At 50.1% G+C, this 15,834-nt stretch carries 15 protein-coding genes and 1 pseudogene; 11 read left to right on the forward strand and 5 right to left on the reverse strand.

Translation table 11 applies throughout. The annotated features are described in order from the left end of the window. Positions 1-88 precede the first annotated feature (88 nt). The gene (locus AC27FC_RS03545; RefSeq protein WP_196354301.1) at positions 89-2,218 is read right to left on the reverse strand and encodes a putative bifunctional diguanylate cyclase/phosphodiesterase; all 2,130 of its coding nucleotides are present in this window, start codon (positions 2,216-2,218) and stop codon (positions 89-91) included. A gap of 456 nt (positions 2,219-2,674) precedes the next feature. Here AC27FC_RS03545 and AC27FC_RS03550 point away from each other — a divergent pair, with 456 nt between their 5' ends. The 4 genes from AC27FC_RS03550 to dbpA all read left to right on the forward strand — a co-directional run bounded on the left by AC27FC_RS03550 (position 2,675) and on the right by dbpA (position 6,812). Further along, positions 2,675-3,817: a methyl-accepting chemotaxis protein gene (locus AC27FC_RS03550; protein WP_196354302.1), complete on the forward strand. Its 1,143-nt coding sequence runs from the start codon at positions 2,675-2,677 to the stop codon at positions 3,815-3,817. 154 nt (positions 3,818-3,971) lie between these two features. After that, positions 3,972-4,955 carry a zinc transporter ZntB gene (gene zntB, locus AC27FC_RS03555; RefSeq protein ID WP_033145705.1) on the forward strand — a complete coding sequence of 328 codons (984 nt, stop codon included), beginning with the start codon at positions 3,972-3,974 and terminating at the stop codon, positions 4,953-4,955. A gap of 273 nt (positions 4,956-5,228) precedes the next feature. Further along, positions 5,229-5,411 carry a proline-rich small protein YnaL gene (gene ynaL, locus AC27FC_RS03560; RefSeq protein ID WP_071884843.1) on the forward strand — a complete coding sequence of 61 codons (183 nt, stop codon included), beginning with the start codon at positions 5,229-5,231 and terminating at the stop codon, positions 5,409-5,411. Between the two features lie 27 nt (positions 5,412-5,438). Then, positions 5,439-6,812: an ATP-dependent RNA helicase DbpA gene (dbpA, locus tag AC27FC_RS03565; RefSeq protein WP_196354303.1), complete on the forward strand. Its 1,374-nt coding sequence runs from the start codon at positions 5,439-5,441 to the stop codon at positions 6,810-6,812. A gap of 42 nt (positions 6,813-6,854) precedes the next feature. Here the strand turns inward: dbpA and ttcA are convergent, their stop codons facing one another. From ttcA to AC27FC_RS03580, 3 genes and pseudogenes are all read right to left on the reverse strand, one after another. After that, entirely contained in the window at positions 6,855-7,790 is a 936-nt protein-coding gene (ttcA, locus tag AC27FC_RS03570; protein ID WP_033145703.1) for a tRNA 2-thiocytidine(32) synthetase TtcA, read from the reverse strand. Between the two features lie 35 nt (positions 7,791-7,825). After that, positions 7,826-7,897, reverse strand: a pseudogene (locus tag AC27FC_RS03575) (hypothetical protein); the annotation flags it as partial. Between the two features lie 156 nt (positions 7,898-8,053). Further along, positions 8,054-8,464 (reverse strand): ASCH domain-containing protein, encoded by a 411-nt coding sequence (locus AC27FC_RS03580; RefSeq protein ID WP_063439764.1) that lies wholly within the window; start codon positions 8,462-8,464, stop codon positions 8,054-8,056. Between the two features lie 680 nt (positions 8,465-9,144). On the opposite strand from AC27FC_RS03580, the gene AC27FC_RS03585 reads away from it, so the two are divergent. The 7 genes from AC27FC_RS03585 (at position 9,145) to AC27FC_RS03615 (ending at position 14,227) form a co-directional block, all read left to right on the forward strand. Beyond that, positions 9,145-10,668, forward strand: a complete 1,524-nt coding sequence (locus AC27FC_RS03585; RefSeq protein WP_196354304.1) for an EAL domain-containing protein — start codon at positions 9,145-9,147, stop codon at positions 10,666-10,668. Between the two features lie 496 nt (positions 10,669-11,164). Beyond that, complete coding sequence (locus tag AC27FC_RS03590) at positions 11,165-11,509, forward strand: DUF1294 domain-containing protein (protein WP_064672627.1); 345 nt, start codon at positions 11,165-11,167, stop codon at positions 11,507-11,509. A 143-nt stretch (positions 11,510-11,652) separates the two neighbouring features. After that, entirely contained in the window at positions 11,653-12,102 is a 450-nt protein-coding gene (locus AC27FC_RS03595; protein WP_033145699.1) for a hypothetical protein, read from the forward strand. A 258-nt stretch (positions 12,103-12,360) separates the two neighbouring features. Then, complete coding sequence (locus tag AC27FC_RS03600) at positions 12,361-13,392, forward strand: methyltransferase (RefSeq protein WP_045143078.1); 1,032 nt, start codon at positions 12,361-12,363, stop codon at positions 13,390-13,392. A gap of 65 nt (positions 13,393-13,457) precedes the next feature. Beyond that, complete coding sequence (locus tag AC27FC_RS03605) at positions 13,458-13,655, forward strand: hypothetical protein (protein ID WP_023616678.1); 198 nt, start codon at positions 13,458-13,460, stop codon at positions 13,653-13,655. A gap of 3 nt (positions 13,656-13,658) precedes the next feature. Further along, on the forward strand, positions 13,659-14,081 hold the full coding sequence (locus AC27FC_RS03610; protein WP_045888983.1) for a GFA family protein: 423 nt from the start codon (positions 13,659-13,661) through the stop codon (positions 14,079-14,081). 68 nt (positions 14,082-14,149) lie between these two features. Beyond that, on the forward strand, positions 14,150-14,227 hold the full coding sequence (locus tag AC27FC_RS03615) for a hypothetical protein (RefSeq protein ID WP_223239581.1): 78 nt from the start codon (positions 14,150-14,152) through the stop codon (positions 14,225-14,227). Positions 14,228-14,564: 337 nt separating this feature from the next. Here AC27FC_RS03615 and ompC read toward each other — a convergent pair whose 3' ends face one another. Then, complete coding sequence (gene ompC / locus AC27FC_RS03620; RefSeq protein WP_196354305.1) at positions 14,565-15,674, reverse strand: porin OmpC; 1,110 nt, start codon at positions 15,672-15,674, stop codon at positions 14,565-14,567. Between the last annotated feature and the right edge of the window lie 160 nt (positions 15,675-15,834).

A 15,834-nucleotide genomic window follows, 5' to 3' on the forward strand; every position in this document is an offset into this window, starting at 1 on the left:
GTTTCCTGTTCATCGACAACATGTGCCTGACAATCATGACAGAATTGACTCGCGTGTACTCCCTTGAAACATACTCCACTTAACCCCGTCAGGCATGATTTTTTTGAGAAATAAATGCGGAGTCCGTTTGAATTTTATTAATGGGTATAATCTGTTTGTCTGAGTTTATCTGCAGCAGTAGCCACGGTACCTGTTCGGCAGGTAAGGGGCGAGAGAACAGATATCCCTGCAGGTAATCGCAGCCGAGTCGGGTGAGAACCGCCTGCTGTTCTTCCGTCTCGATCCCTTCTGCCACCACATTCATCTCCATGGTCCGGGCGATACTGATAATGGTTTCAACCAGCTTGTAGCTTTTTTCATTTTCCAGCATCGACGTGACAAAGCTTCTGTCGATCTTGAGTTCTTTGGCCGGAAGCACGCTCAGCATCAGAAGGTTGGAATAGCCCGTCCCAAAATCATCAATCGAGACAACGATCCCCGCGTGATTAAACGCATTGAGCAACTCAATGCTGCGGTCGAGATTTTTAAGCGCGGTGCTTTCCGTTACCTCAAGGATCAGCCGGGACGGAGACAAGCTATATTTTTCCAGCATCGACGAGACGATCTGGAAAATATCAGGCTGTTCAAACTGGATGGGGGATAGGTTGAGCGACAGCGTCCACTGGCTGAAACCTTGCTCTGTCCAGAAATGAAGCTGTCGGCATGCCGCTTCAATGGCCCAGTTACCTACCGGAATAATTAAGCCCGTTTGTTCCAGGGAAGGGATAAACAGATTAGGCAGCACAACCCCTTGCTCAGGATGCCGCCAGCGCAGAAGGGCTTCAAAACCGTGAATGGTTTTCTCTCCGGCATGCCAGGTTGGCTGGTACCACAGTTCAAACTGATCGCGCTCAAGCGCCTGAGAAAGCTCCTGCAGGAAACCGGGTTTTGCCGGGATCGCCGTTGACATCTCGGCCCGGTAAATCGCCCAGCCGTTGCGGCCATCTTCCTTGATGCGATGTAATGCTGCATCCGCCTTGAGCTTCAGCTCGTGCAGCGTTTCGCCGTCCTGAGGATAGAGGCTGACGCCCGCGCTGATCGTCGTGCTTAACGTATGTCCGCAGACGGACAGAGGGCGTCGCACGTCTTCAAGCAGCGCGGTGACCAGGGCGTTGAGTCTGTCGTCGTCACATTCCGGCACCAGCAGGATAAAGGCGTCGCCTCCCAGCCTTGCCAGGGTCATCTCGCGCGTGAGCCGGGCCGTGATGCGCTGCGCGACCGCGATCAATACCTCATCACCGACGCTGTGACCCCACGTATCGTTAACGCGTTTGAAGTGATCGACGTTCAGGAAAATAACCGCAAATGGCTTTTTGCTCAGCAGCGCGCTGCGCAAACAATCCTGCATGCGGAGATCCATCTGGTGGCGGTTTGCGAGCCCGGTGAGCGCGTCAAAGCGCGCCTGTAGCTCAAGCTGGCGGTTGAGCTGATGCAGATTATCCGTCAGCCGGCTGGTGCGCCGGTGGGAATCGATCAGTGAAATGATTAACATCACGCCGAGCAGGCAGAGCGTGGTGACCGAAACCCAGATGGATAACCCCAGCTCGCCGATCCCGCCCGGGAGGGTATGCGCCATTTCCTGAAACTGCGCGGCACTCATGCCGGTATAGTGCATCGCACAAATGGCGGCACCCATGACGAAGGCCGCGAGAATGCGATTGATAAAGACGCCTTTGTGTTTATCCCGCAGGCGGAAAGCCAGCCACAGCGCCGTGCCGGAGGCAACAACCGCAATAACCACGGACAACCCCACGAGGCGGCGATCCCAGATGATGCTGCCATCCAGCATCAGGGCCGCCATACCGATGTAGTGCATCGACACCACGCCAGCGCTCAGGATTGCCGTGGCAAAGATCAGTCGAAAGGGAGAAAGTTTTTTGCCCGCGACGGCAATATTAAGTGCCGTGGCTGATGCAACCACCGCGACGCCCAGTGACGCAAGGGTTAACCAGAGGTCGTAGCTCATCATCATGGGCATTTGCATCGACAGCATGCCGATAAAGTGCATCGACCAAATGCCAATGCCCAGCGTGACCCCACCGGCAATGCGCCAGAACAGGGCAGCCTTTCGGCTGGAGAGGGGGATCTTTCCGGCGCTGTCCAGCGCCACAAAGGAGGCGATAAACGCCACCAGATAAGATATAGCGATTAACACAGGGTCCCACGATATATTGAGCATTATGCAATCCCACGCCTGAGAGGGTTACCGATTTCGCCTGCCGGATACATCTTTATCGGGCAACGAACATGCGCATTCAAACCATATTAGTTATTTATCGTGAAAAATGACCAGTCATATTAATACTCTAAAACTTATTAAGAATATAAAATATATTCTCTCGTTAATATATTAAGCATTGCTAAACAAGAACGAATAACAGTAGCAAAGCTCCTTAAATATGAAGGCGATCGTATCGTCTCACCGCGGGCGATACTATCGCTTAACATGGCTGGAGACCAGTATCACAGCATGCTGAGCAGAACATTTTCACTAATACGCTTTTTTTATCTGACTTAAGACAAATCTCAGGATGCTAACGGCGAAACAAAAAACAAGCGTTGTTTGCGATGAAAAACTTCCGGGCCAATGCTATAAGTCTAAGTGCCGACCAAAATATAAAACGTGGGTATTATCATGCTAAAAAATATTAGTGTCAGGACCTTTATTATCGGGTTCCTTTTCTCTCTTTTTTTGGTAAGTGCAGGTGTCGTTGTTCTATTTTCCAGCAATACGTCTCTCTTTATTTCGCTTAATGTCATCAATTTCGTTGCGCTATTTTTGCTCTGGGTCTATATGACGAAGTATCTTGTGACGCCGATCAATACGGTGAAGAGAAGTATTGAGGAGGTGACCGCAGGTAACCTTGGCGTATCTATCCCTGAATTTGGCAATAACTGTGCGGGCCGGCTCATCCCCGGGATCAATAGTCTTTCCGGCAATATTGCGACGCTGGTGCGTGAGATCAGAGCGTCATCGCAAACCGCCATGACCTTATCGGATCAACTCTCGGCACGTAGCGCTCAGCTTTCGGTGAAAACCGAACAGCAGTCTGCGTCTTTGGTGCAAACCGCAGCCAGCATGGAGCAAATGGCCGCGAGCACCAAAAACAATGCCGATAACACCCGCCTGGCGAGCGAGCAGGCAAATGTGGCGACGTTACAGGCGCGCAAGGGTGGCGAGCTGATGGGACAGGTCGCCAGCAATATGCAGTCCATTACCGAATGCGCGCAGCAGATGACGGAGATTATTTCGCTCATTGACGGCATTGCGTTCCAGACGAATATCCTGGCGCTCAACGCGGCCGTGGAGGCGGCAAGGGCGGGCGATCATGGCAAGGGTTTTTCTGTCGTCGCGGAAGAGGTAAGAAACCTGGCACACCGCAGCGCGGAGGCCGCGAAGAATATCAAAACGCTGATTGAAGTCACCAGCAGTAACGTCACGCAGGGAGCCAGCGTTGTGTCACAGGCAGAGAAAAACATGCATGAAATCGTGACCGGCTCGGGAAATGTAAGCCGCTTAATGGACGACATTTCCGCGTCAACCTCAGAGCAGGAGAAAGGCATTTCTCAGATTACCCTGGCGCTATCGGAGCTGGAGCGGGTCACACAAAGTAACGTGGCAATGGCAGAGGAACTCAACGGTTCGTCTGATGTACTGCGTAATCAGGTGATTGAGCTGCAGACCCGAACGCGTAATTTCAGGCTCGATCAGTCATCCTTGTCCTCATCATCTGGCGGCTCGCCATCCTTCCTGCAGCAGCCAGAGCACTCTCTCTGACAGCACCTCAAAGCCTGGCATGCCAGGCTTTTTTCAAGCCTCCGCCTGGTATGTACAATTCCTGAGCGATTTCAGCGCGATGGAATACATAGTTGTTGCTTAACCCCTGATGAAAGCTAGACTGACACCGAAGAGCTAAAAAGGTGGAGGCGCTGTGGAAAGCATTAAAGGATCTGAACTAAACGTTCCAGACGCAGTTTTTGCGTGGGTGCTGGATGGTCGCGGCGGTGCGCGACCGCTGGAAGATAATGATGTGATCGATAGTGCGCATCCCTGCTGGCTACATCTGAACTACACCCACCCGGACAGCGCTGACTGGCTGGCCTCGACGCCGCTCTTGCCCAATAACGTGCGCGATGCGCTGGCGGGTGAAAGCCTGCGGCCCCGCGTAAGTCGAATGGGTGACGGGACGCTGATCACCCTGCGCTGCATTAACGGCAGCACGGATGAACGCCCGGATCAGCTGGTTGCGATGCGTGTCTACATGGACGATGGGCTCATTGTGTCGACCCGCCAGCGAAAAGTTCTGGCGCTGGATGACATCGTCAACGATCTGAAAGAGGGCACCGGGCCGGTCGACTGCGGCAGCTGGCTGGTGGACGTCTGCGACGCCCTTACCGATCATGCGAGTGAATTTATTGAAGAGCTGCACGACAAAATCATCGACCTGGAAGATAACCTGCTCGATCAGCAAATCCCGCCGCGGGGTTTTCTGGCCTTATTGCGTAAGCAGTTGATTGTGATGCGCCGCTACATGACGCCGCAGCGCGACGTGTATGCGCGTCTTGCCAGCGAAAGGCTCGCCTGGATGAATGACGATCAGCGACGCAGAATGCAGGATATTGCCGACAGGCTGGGGCGCGGGCTGGACGAGATTGATTCCTGTATTGCCAGAACGGCGGTGATGGCGGACGAAATCGCGCAGGTGATGCAGGAGTCGCTGTCGAGAAGAACCTATACGATGTCCCTGATGGCGATGGTGTTTTTACCCAGCACGTTTCTTACCGGGCTGTTTGGCGTGAATCTGGGTGGAATTCCGGGTGGCGCTTATCGCTACGGCTTTACCGCCTTTTGCGTGATGTTAGTTGTTTTGATTGGTGGTGTTGCATGGTGGTTGCATCGTAGTAAATGGCTGTAAATTTACGCTTTTTTCAGCTTTCAACGGGATCAAAACGCTCTTTTAATTGAGCGAAGTCAATAAACATCTACCCCGTAAGGTGCAATATTACTCCCGCAGGTGAATGCAACGTCAAGCGATGGGCGTTGCGCTCCATATTGTCTTACTTCCTTTTTTGAATTACTGCATAGCACAATTGATTCGTACGACGCCGACTTCATAGTCGGCTTTTTTTTGCCTCCTGATTCTCAGCGTCTACCCTAAAAGGGACGACAGCAAATTCTGGAGGGAATGATGAGCATCCTGAACGCTCTGCTACTGCAACAATCGCGTCAATCCGATCCCGTCCCCACCGATCCGGTGCCAATGCCCGATCCCATCCCGCGTCCGCAGCCGATGCCCGACCCGCCGCCAGATCAAGAACCGATTAAATTGTCGCATCGAATCGCGAGATCTGCGAGGATACGCGCCATCTGACCGCAAAGATGACCACGAGAGACTACTGTGACCGCTTTTTCTACCCTGAATGTTCTGCCCGCCGCCCAACTCGATAACCTCAACGAGTTGGGTTACCTCACGATGACGCCTGTTCAGGCGGCCGCGTTGCCCGCCATCCTCGAGGGCCGTGACGTGCGCGTGCAGGCGAAAACGGGCAGCGGGAAAACGGCGGCATTTGGCCTTGGCCTGTTGCAGCACATCGATGCGGCGCTTTTTCAGACCCAGTCTCTGGTGCTGTGCCCAACCCGCGAACTGGCAGACCAGGTCGCGGGTGAACTGCGTCGCCTGGCGCGTTTCCTGCCAAACACCAAGATTTTAACCCTCTGCGGCGGACAGCCGTTCGGCGCGCAGCGTGATTCACTCCAGCATGCGCCGCACATTATTGTCGCAACGCCCGGCCGCCTGCTGGATCACCTGCAAAAAGGCACCGTCTCGCTGGATGCGTTACAAACGCTGGTGATGGATGAGGCAGACAGGATGCTGGATATGGGCTTCAGCGATGCAATTGACGAGGTGATCCGTTTCGCCCCGGCCGATCGTCAGACGCTGCTGTTCTCCGCGACCTGGCCGGAGGCCATCGCCGCCATCAGCGGGCGCGTGCAGAAAAATCCGCTTACCATTGAAATCGACAGCGTAGATGCGCTGCCCGCTATCGAGCAGCAGTTCTTTGAAACCTCGCAGCAGGGGAAAATTTCGCTCCTGCAGAAATTGCTGAGCCAGCATCAGCCTGCGTCCTGCGTGGTGTTCTGTAATACCAAAAAAGACTGTCAGTCGGTCTGTGATGCCCTGAATGCCGCCGGCCAGAGCGCATTGTCGCTGCATGGCGATCTGGAACAGCGCGATCGCGATCAGACGCTGGTCCGCTTCGCTAACGGCAGCGCCCGCGTTCTTGTCGCAACCGACGTCGCTGCGCGCGGTCTGGATATTAAATCCCTGGAGCTGGTGGTGAACTTTGAGCTGGCGTGGGATCCTGAAGTGCACGTGCACCGTATTGGCCGTACCGCGCGCGCGGGAAACAGCGGTCTGGCGATCAGCTTCTGCGCGCCGGAAGAGGCGCAGCGCGCCAACATTCTCTCTGAGATGCTGCAGATTAAGCTGAACTGGATGAATGCCCCTGCTGGCGTCAGCCTGGTGCCGCTGGAGGCTGAAATGGCGACGCTGTGCATTGATGGCGGTAAAAAAGCCAAGATGCGTCCAGGTGACGTATTAGGGGCGCTGACCGGGGATGTGGGTCTGGACGGGGCGGATATCGGCAAGATTGCGGTCCATCCGGCGCATGTCTACGTAGCGGTTCGCCAGGCGGTAGCCAATAAGGCATGGAAGCAGCTGCAAAACGGGAAAATTAAGGGTAAAACCTGTCGCGTACGTCTGCTGAAATAAAGAATGAAGCGTCTCAGAAGGTGTTTCTGAGACGCTAATCGCTTACTTCACTTCAAGCACGTTGAGACGCAGCTCTTCAAACTGATTGTCATCTTCTTCCGGCTGCCAGCCCGCTGGCTGCATGGGAATATCTTCCCGATCAAACGCCAGGTCCCCGCCGTTCACAACTTCTGACTCGTGGTTGATGCCTTTAAAGTCGAACAGCTCCACATCCGCGAGATGGGAAGGGACAACGTTTTGCATCGCGCTGAACATGGTTTCGATACGACCCGGATAACGCTTATCCCAGTCGCGCAGCATGTCGCCAATCACCTGACGCTGCAGGTTCGGCTGAGAGCCGCACAGGTTACATGGAATGATCGGGAAACCTTTAGCCTGAGAAAAACGCTCAATGTCTTTTTCGCGGCAGTAGGCGAGAGGGCGGATCACAATGTGCTTGCCGTCATCGCTCATCAGCTTAGGCGGCATGCCTTTCATCTTGCCGCCGTAGAACATATTGAGGAACAGCGTTTGCAGGATATCGTCGCGGTGATGGCCCAGCGCAATTTTGGTCGCGCCCAGCTCCGTCGCGGTACGATACAGAATGCCGCGGCGCAGACGAGAGCAGAGTGAGCAGGTGGTTTTCCCTTCCGGGATTTTCTCTTTCACAATGCCGTAGGTATTTTCTTCGACGATTTTATACTCAACGCCCAGCTTCTCGAGGTATTCCGGAAGAATGTGCTCCGGGAAGCCCGGCTGTTTCTGGTCAAGGTTGACCGCCACCAGGGAAAATTTCACCGGTGCGCTTTGCTGAAGATTACGCAGGATCTCCAGCATGGTATAGCTGTCTTTACCCCCTGACAGGCAGACCATGATGCGGTCACCTTCTTCAATCATGTTGAAGTCTGCAATGGCTTCGCCCACGTTACGGCGCAGTCGCTTTTGCAGTTTATTCAGGTTGTATTGCTCTTTTTTGTTAATCTCTTGATTCTGTTGCATTTAGTACTACCTTCGGAGCCAGCAGGGGCAAATATTGTATGCCGCGTATGGTACGGATTCCGGCGGCGAATACCAGCACGTTTTACAGCTGCGTTAAATCTGGAGCCCTATAATGATTCACATCATGCAGGCTTAAGGGTAATGGCTAGTGATGCCGGGGTGATGCGTTATATCGACAAGGGTAGCTTTAAAAAGCCTGACAAACCTGGGAGGGCATCAGAAGGGTGCAGGCTCGCTGGGATAAGTATCACTTTTATCTCAGCTTACAGCACCTCAACCAATTCAAATTCTTCCGCGATCAGTTCCATATCTTCAGAAAAATGGCCTTCGCGGAAGAAAAATCGCTGATGCTCTTTCTGCCAGTATTCAAGGCTTAAATCGCCTTCACCCTCTTTGCGAGCGAATTCTTCATTTACATCGCAAAAACGCACCAGCCGCATTGAAACCAGCCGGATCACACAGACCGGGACATTCTGGCCATCAAGAATTATGTTGTAGCTCCCCATCCGCGGAGCAGACACATCCTGCGCGTACGAGGCAAAAGAGCCGCAGGTGGCCGTTTTGATTCCTTTTTTAATAAGGTCCGCAAGCACGCTCGCCATTTCCGGGCCGTCACCCATTTGCCAGGCCACTGCGCCTGGGTACTTCATTTTTAATTCTTCAACCTGAACCATTCAAATCCCTTCTTAACTCTTAACCAAAAGAATCGGAATAGCGGTTTTAGCATAAACCCCCTCGACTGTAGAAGCATAGTCGCCTTTCCTTGCATTTTTAGTTCAGGTGGGAAGGAAAACAAAGCGTTGCGCGTATTGCCCTGGTAAATATATCCTTACGAGGTTATCTGTGTGGTGAATCTGCTGTCTGCAGCCAGGCGCGTGGCTTTGAATATCAGTAACGAGTCACCTGGATGCAACCAGCACCACGCTTTTTCTTAAAATTTTATCCCATTGGAAGGGTTTAACGTGTTCAAGCTTATTTCATCTCTACTGGCAATTTTCCAGCTGTCAGGCTGTAGCTCCGATCTGGTTCTCAGTCCACCTAAGCAACCCGAATACAAGTCAATGCCTGAAATAACCCAGTCTGTGACGCCAACGCAACAGCGTGCCATCATGGCCGGCGAGCGGCCAGACTGGTCAGAAAGAACCCCGATCAATACAATAAAGCGATATTAATAGATACTTATCCACCAGGGCTGCCGTTCGGCGGCCTTTTGTTTCCCCTCAATCTGGTTTACGAGAACTTTTCTGACGCCTGGCATGGTAATTATGACGTTATCAACCATGCTTAAGGCAATGACAATTCAATCACTTCACCGTCGTTGAAGCGGCTACTTCACTTAAATCGAGAACCCTAAATGCGCCATGCATCTATCCCCGTAGCTGCAGCCACGACAATGTTTTTGCTAGGCGTTTTTATCATTAATTTACAGGTTTGGTATTCTGCACGGGCCGATAGCCTGGCAGAGGCGCATTACGTCGTGCGGAACATGAATGTTATTCTTAAAGAAGCTCGTCATGCGACTGAGATGGCAATGCAACTTGCCGAGAATGAGTGTGATGCTGAAGGGCAATATCGGCTGGGCACCGAGGCGGCATTACAGCCTCACCTGAGAACGATCGTTATTCTGAAAAATGATGCGGTCTGGTGCTCCTCGTTACCGGGAAACCGCGTATTGTTGGTCAACAGCTCAGTGCTGCCTGAGTCATCATTGCTCCTCGTCCCTTCGGCCAGTACCGTCAACGGTCTTCCGGTTCTCTTATATCAGACAATTCATGCCGGAAGCCGAATCATCGTTAGCATCAGCGATAGCCATATCCGTGATGCACTGGATATGCCATTAAATGGCGTTGAATATTCCCTGAGAGTAGGCAATACGCTTTTAGGTCTGACAGGCGATGTGACGACGGCAGACCCTACGAATAAAGAGGTATTAACGGTAAAAGCCTCTACTTATCCTTTCTCGGTACAATTCACCTCTCCACCTCTTTTTAGCCTTAAGAGATTATTCAATCGAGCCGGAGGCGTGGTGTTATTCCTGCTGATAATATCGTCTCTCTCTGCTTATATTCTTCAACGCTATATTTCTAAGGATGTTTCACCCGAAGAGTCGCTGCGCATCGCCATTTACAAAAATGAAATTATTCCGTATTACCAACCCGTTGTGAGCGGCAAAGAGGGAACCTTACGGGGTGTGGAGGTGCTGGCCAGATGGAAGCATCCTCAATCAGGATTTATTTCCCCCGCGTCCTTCATTCCTCTTGCGGAGAAATCCGGTTTAATTATTCCTTTGACTCAGAGCTTAATGAGGCAGGTTGCAATACACATGAATGCTATTGCGACATTGCTGCCGGAAGGGTTTCACGTAGGGATTAACTTCAGCGCTTCTCATATCGTTGTGTCCACCTTTGTTGAAGAGTGTCTCCACTATAAGCGCAGCTTTACTCAACAGGATCTTAACCTCGTCGTTGAAGTGACGGAGCGTGAACCGCTCGACATTGATGAACATCTTGTTAATACATTGAATGAGCTACATAACAACGGATTTGCCATTGCGCTGGATGACTTTGGTACGGGTTATTCCGGTCTGTCCTATCTGCAGGATCTGCATATTGACTACATTAAAATCGACCAGAGCTTTGTTGCCAGGGTTAACGCGAATGAGGACTCAACGCTAATCCTTGATTCGGTACTGGAGTTGGCCAAAAAACTCTCAATTAGCATCGTGGCGGAAGGCGTTGAAACAGAAGAGCAGCTCGATTACCTCACTCGCAATCATATCCGGTTTTTACAGGGTTTTTTCTTTTACAAACCTCTTCCTTTCAAGGAACTGGTCAAAGTTCTCTTGTCGAAGCCAAAAGTTAAGGTCAGGGTGGAATAATGTTTATTCGGTTGTTTCTGAGAAAATAAAAAGGGGGGACATCATCCCCCAAAAATGCAGACCATTATTGCTTTAACCACGGGAATATTTTGTTATGTATTGACCGGATGGTCAAATTAATTGTTTTCAACATTCTCTTTGGGATTCTTAAGCAAATGGGTGATTTGGAATATTAGCTGCCTAACGGTTAATTTGACTTTAATCAACATTGTCGCACCCTCTTTAGATTGATGGATGTAATGATTATTGTTTTGTTAAAACAATGCGCTTACGCTGTGTTTTCGACGTAAGATGTTTCAGGTTAATTTTTTAAGAAAAAAATGCTAGCGGTCAACGCATAATGAAATAATGCTTACTTATTACCGCAGTTTAAATGTTAACCAGTAAAGGCCCGGGGCGCAGTTTGCATTTTAGAATAGCCGTCTCACTCTGAGATTTTCGTCAGTTAACGTATAATGCGTCATCCAAAACTGCTAAACACCCCGTGGCTCGTGCTATGACCCTTAATCGCTTTTGTTATTTACTCCTGATTATCGCTGCGATCGGCAGCCTTCTTGCTACCCATTCTCTGGTCATGTGGTTTCTGGCGATCAACGTGATGACGTTGTTCATGTATGGCGCCGATAAAATGGCGGCGCGGAAGGGGATGCGCAGGGTTCCGGAAGCGACATTGCTGGTATTTGGCGTGACAGGTGGCTGGCCTGGCGCCATTGTCGGCCAACAACTCTTTCGCCATAAAACCCAAAAGCAGCCCTTCAAAAGCTACTTTTTCATCAGCGTCGTCGTCAGCATCGCCATGATGGCGGCCGTTTATCATTTTTCTTCTTATTCTCTTTTATGAGCGTTGGCAGGGACTGCTGACGGTAAGGCATATCTTTAATTTACTCCTCCGTCACTGCCAATAGTAGTAGGACTATTCTTAAGTGGTTGCTGTTTTTTGCACAATCTGAATAATACGTGCAACAACACGGACGACAACATCCCATGAAAATAGAATCTCTTATTCTGGCAGTGCTGGTGCTCTTTTCTGCGCCTTCCTGGTCTGCTTTTCAGGAGCGGGAATATAATACTTGGTATATAAAAAATGCGGTTCTTTATGATATGACACAGACCTCGGAAGGTTTCCCGGTCATGGTGAGTGTCTCCCAGCCAGGAAGAAAATCCGCTAATTTACTGGTGTCCTATATTACTGAAGGCCGTTGCGGTGAGAAAAACCTGCCGCTAAATGTGAATGGTAAAGTACTGCCCGCCAAATATTATTGTGTTCAGGTAGGACAAAACAGAATTGAACATTTTTCAGTGGTTGATGCGGACAGCGTCAATAGCATGGTGACGCATTTAAAATCCGATTTCACGATCCTCCTGCAAAACGATATCAAGATTTGGGCTGCAAACATCAAAACGCCAAAGTTTGGACTGACGCCGAGATTTTAAATATGAAATGTCATTTCTCATGGCAGGCATTTTTCTCATCAAAGCAATTATTTACACAATAATAGTGTCACTATGTTACTAATCAAAATAAAGAGTAAGTGGCCCTGTTTTTTTACATATTTAAAGAGATTGTATGCTAAACGGTACGAAACCGCATAAATAATCCTTTCTGAAATTATGGATAAAGCTCACTACCAGACTTACGCTTGCTAGCGAATTTAAGTTGTTCAGCGCATCTTTACTGGTAAGGAGCAGAAAATGTCACAACGTAATAGTCTGGATTTGCTAAGCCGTAAAGAAGGAATGTGTTTGTTAGAGCAAAGCATGGGTTTTGTCTGGCAGGCAGCACTTCGGGCTGTCGCGGTATTAGGCGTTGCAGATCTTCTGGTTGAAGGAAAGAAATCCGTTAAGCAGCTGGCGAAGGAGCTTAATGTCGATGGCGACTATCTTCATCGAATCATGCGCTTATTGTCTTCGCGTGGGGTGTTCAACGAATTATCCGAAACGGAATACGGTCTTAGCCATTCAGCTCAATTCCTGCGTTCCGATCATGAATTTTCCTTACGGGCGGCAGTTCTTATGTTGACAGACCAAACATTCTGGCAGCCAGCGGCTAGAATGGATGAAATATTGCAAGGCAAACCTGTTTTTAATTCATTGTTTGGAAAGCCTTTTTACGATTACTGGCAGCATGATGACACGGTGACGGGAAGCAACATTTTTCATGCTGGTATGGCCTCTATGTCATCCGTAGAAAATGAAACTATTACTGGTAGCTATTCATTCCCTGAAAACGCTGTCGTTGCCGATATCGCCGGTGGGCTGGGTAATTTATTGCTGGCAATTTTACGTCGAAATCCGACCTTGACAGGGATCTTGTTTGATCAAAAAGACGTGCTTGAGCGGAACAGACTTTCACTATTGAATGATAATCGCCGATGGAAGACCGTAGAGGGCAGCTTTTTTGAAGCCTGTCCTGCAGCGGACATTTTTTTACTTAAATATATTTTGATGGACTGGCCTGATGAGAAGGCGATTCAGATACTTCAGTGCTGCAGAAATGCAATGAAAGATAACTCCCGATTATTAATTTTTGAACCGCTTATTAAAAAAGAAAATAATCAGCAGGGACGATTTGAAATTGACCTTCTTCTGTTAACAAGCTTTGATGGCGGGCGGGCAAGAACAGAGCCTGAGTATCAGGTCTTGTTTGAACAGACCAATTTGAAGCTGAACAAAATAATAGATACCGGTTCCTATCTGTCGATTTTAGAAGTCATACCTGTCTGAACTTGTCCGTCATTCCGTTTTACCGTATTCCTGCTAAGCTTGTTGGTTGGACCAGGAGCGTAAGCATGATGAACAAAGATGAACAAACCGGATTAGTGGGGCTGGCGATTGGGGCCGCCGTTATTGGGCTGGTTTCAGCGCAGAAACCGATCCATCGCAACAGCATTGTCGATGAACTGGTCAGGCTCGGCAGGCAAAAAGGCGATGGCGTAGAAGATGAGGTTTTCGTTAAGGCTGCCGAGCTGGTGAGAAAAGGGGTATAGCCCATGGCTGAAAGACGAAACGCGAAGTGCCATTGCGGCGCGGTGGCGTTCACCGTTGAGCTCACTGATGGTCTGAATACCGCGCGGCGCTGCAGCTGTTCCTTTTGTCGCATGCGGGGCGCGGTCGTCGTCTCTGCGCCGCTGTCAGGCATTAAGGTGACCAAAGGTGAAGATAAGCTCACCGAGTACCGCTTTAACACGGGAACGGCACGGCATTTCTTCTGCTCGGTATGCGGGATCTACACGTTCCATCAGCGGCGTTCTAACCCAAACGAATATGGCGTTAATGTCGCCTGTTTTGAAAACGTTTCACCTTTTGATTTTCCAGAGGTGAAGGTGATGGACGGCGTTAACCATCCCATGGATGGGGATAGTGGGGTATTAGGTTATCTCTCTTTTCGCGAGAAAGGGGAAGATCAGGCATGATTGCCGCCTGGCCACTCTTTTACTCCTCCGGCTATAGTAGGCAGTGGGTAACTGAAACAGGAGAAACTATGCTCTGTGTTGAAAAAGACGATCCGCGTGAGGCCCCTGAATCAGGTGATAAAAAGCCTCAACCTGTGAAAAAATAACGCGACATACGCGTTTACCCGCCACCGGCACCGCTGGTGGCTTTTTATTTCCAGGGACAATAGTTAACTGCCATCCAGATGGTTTAATAGCGCCCCGAGATGCCCGACGATATCACCAAAATCAAAAATTAACGCCATCCACAGCAATGCTAAAAGGGTAAGTAAGGCAAGGGATACACGACCAAACAACGCTGTTATCCTTAGTGAAGAAAGGGCTATCACCGCAGTTTAACCAGCTTACTTTCAACTTTCCCTCAACCAACCCCTTTCTTAAACTGTCTTATGTGACGAACTTCAAAAAACAAGCGAGCCCGCATGATTATGCGGGCTCTGACAATCAGAACTGGTAAACCAGACCTAACGCTACAACATCATCGGTGCTGATGCCGTTGTCTTTGTAGAAGTTGTCGTCTTCATCCAGCAGGTTGATTTTGTAATCAACGTAGGTGGACATGTTTTTGTTGAAGTAATAGGTGACCCCTACGTCAGCGTATTTAACCAGATCTTGGTCGCCCTGGCCGTTGCCCAGATCCTTACCTTTCGACTGCAGGTAGGAAACGGACGGACGCAGGCCGAAGTCGAACTGGTACTGCGCGGTCACTTCGAAGTTCTGGGTTTTGTTCGCCACGGCGTCGGTGTTATCACCATACGGTGTCATATTGCGGGTTTCAGAATACATCGCCGCCAGATAGATGTTATTGGCGTCATACTTCAGGCCCGCCGTCCAGGCATCCGCTTTGTCTCCACCCGCAGTGGTGTTCATGACCTGCTCGTTGGTTCGGTCAGAAGAGGTATACGCGGCACCCGCAGTAATCCCCATGCCGAAGTCATAGGTGGTAGAGATACCGAAGCCGTCACCGTTCTCGTGACGCGTGTCGCGACCGTTGTTGGTACCTTCCTGGTTGTTGCTGGCGTCTTCATTTTTGCCCTGATACTGCAGCGCAAAGTTCAGGCCCTGCACCAGACCGTAGAAGTCGGTGTTCCGGTAGGTTGCCACGCCGTTTGCGCGGCCGGTCATGAAGTTGTCGGCTTTGGTGTAGGAGTCGCCACCGAACTCAGGCAGCATATCGGTCCAGCCTTCCACGTCGTACAGGACACCGTAGTTACGACCGTAATCGAAGGAGCCGTAGTCACCCACTTTTACACCGGCGAAGGCCAGACGCGTCCAGGACTGATTATCAGACCCTTCCGTGTTATTGGCCTGAATGTTGTATTCCCACTGCGCATAGCCGGTCATCGTGTTGTTGATCTGCGTTTCACCCTTGAAACCCAGACGCATATAGGTTTGATCGCCGTCAGCACCTTTGTTATCTGAAAAGTAGTGCAGACCATCTACTTTTCCGTACAGATCTAATTTGTTACCGTCTTTATTATAAATTTCTGCTGCTTGAGCAGAACCAGCTATTAACAGAGCCGGAATCATCAGAGCCAGTACTTTTCTTTGCATTGTGATATTCCTTTGCAGTTGTTTTTATTTAATTACCTGTTGAACTTTCAGAATGAGAAAGTTGTCTCATGCTAAATCACTCCTGTGTAAGAGTAATAAAATATAATTGTTACGAACTAAGTAAAATCTAAACCGAATAAATCAGCGGAAATGATCATTG

This window comes from Enterobacter sp. C3_dUdeg, from assembly GCF_057536195.1.

Coding starts and splice junctions, on each gene's coding strand:
- AC27FC_RS03605 (WP_023616678.1), top strand. CDS start 13,458: ATGATGAACAAAGATGAACAAACCGGATTAGTGGGGCTGGCGATTGGG.
- ynaL (WP_071884843.1), top strand. CDS start 5,229: ATGAGCATCCTGAACGCTCTGCTACTGCAACAATCGCGTCAATCCGAT.
- AC27FC_RS03595 (WP_033145699.1), top strand. CDS start 11,653: ATGAAAATAGAATCTCTTATTCTGGCAGTGCTGGTGCTCTTTTCTGCG.
- ompC (WP_196354305.1), bottom strand. CDS start 15,674: ATGCAAAGAAAAGTACTGGCTCTGATGATTCCGGCTCTGTTAATAGCT.
- AC27FC_RS03545 (WP_196354301.1), bottom strand. CDS start 2,218: ATGCTCAATATATCGTGGGACCCTGTGTTAATCGCTATATCTTATCTG.
- AC27FC_RS03550 (WP_196354302.1), top strand. CDS start 2,675: ATGCTAAAAAATATTAGTGTCAGGACCTTTATTATCGGGTTCCTTTTC.
- AC27FC_RS03580 (WP_063439764.1), bottom strand. CDS start 8,464: ATGGTTCAGGTTGAAGAATTAAAAATGAAGTACCCAGGCGCAGTGGCC.
- AC27FC_RS03610 (WP_045888983.1), top strand. CDS start 13,659: ATGGCTGAAAGACGAAACGCGAAGTGCCATTGCGGCGCGGTGGCGTTC.
- AC27FC_RS03585 (WP_196354304.1), top strand. CDS start 9,145: ATGCGCCATGCATCTATCCCCGTAGCTGCAGCCACGACAATGTTTTTG.
- AC27FC_RS03600 (WP_045143078.1), top strand. CDS start 12,361: ATGTCACAACGTAATAGTCTGGATTTGCTAAGCCGTAAAGAAGGAATG.
- AC27FC_RS03590 (WP_064672627.1), top strand. CDS start 11,165: ATGACCCTTAATCGCTTTTGTTATTTACTCCTGATTATCGCTGCGATC.
- ttcA (WP_033145703.1), bottom strand. CDS start 7,790: ATGCAACAGAATCAAGAGATTAACAAAAAAGAGCAATACAACCTGAAT.
- AC27FC_RS03615 (WP_223239581.1), top strand. CDS start 14,150: ATGCTCTGTGTTGAAAAAGACGATCCGCGTGAGGCCCCTGAATCAGGT.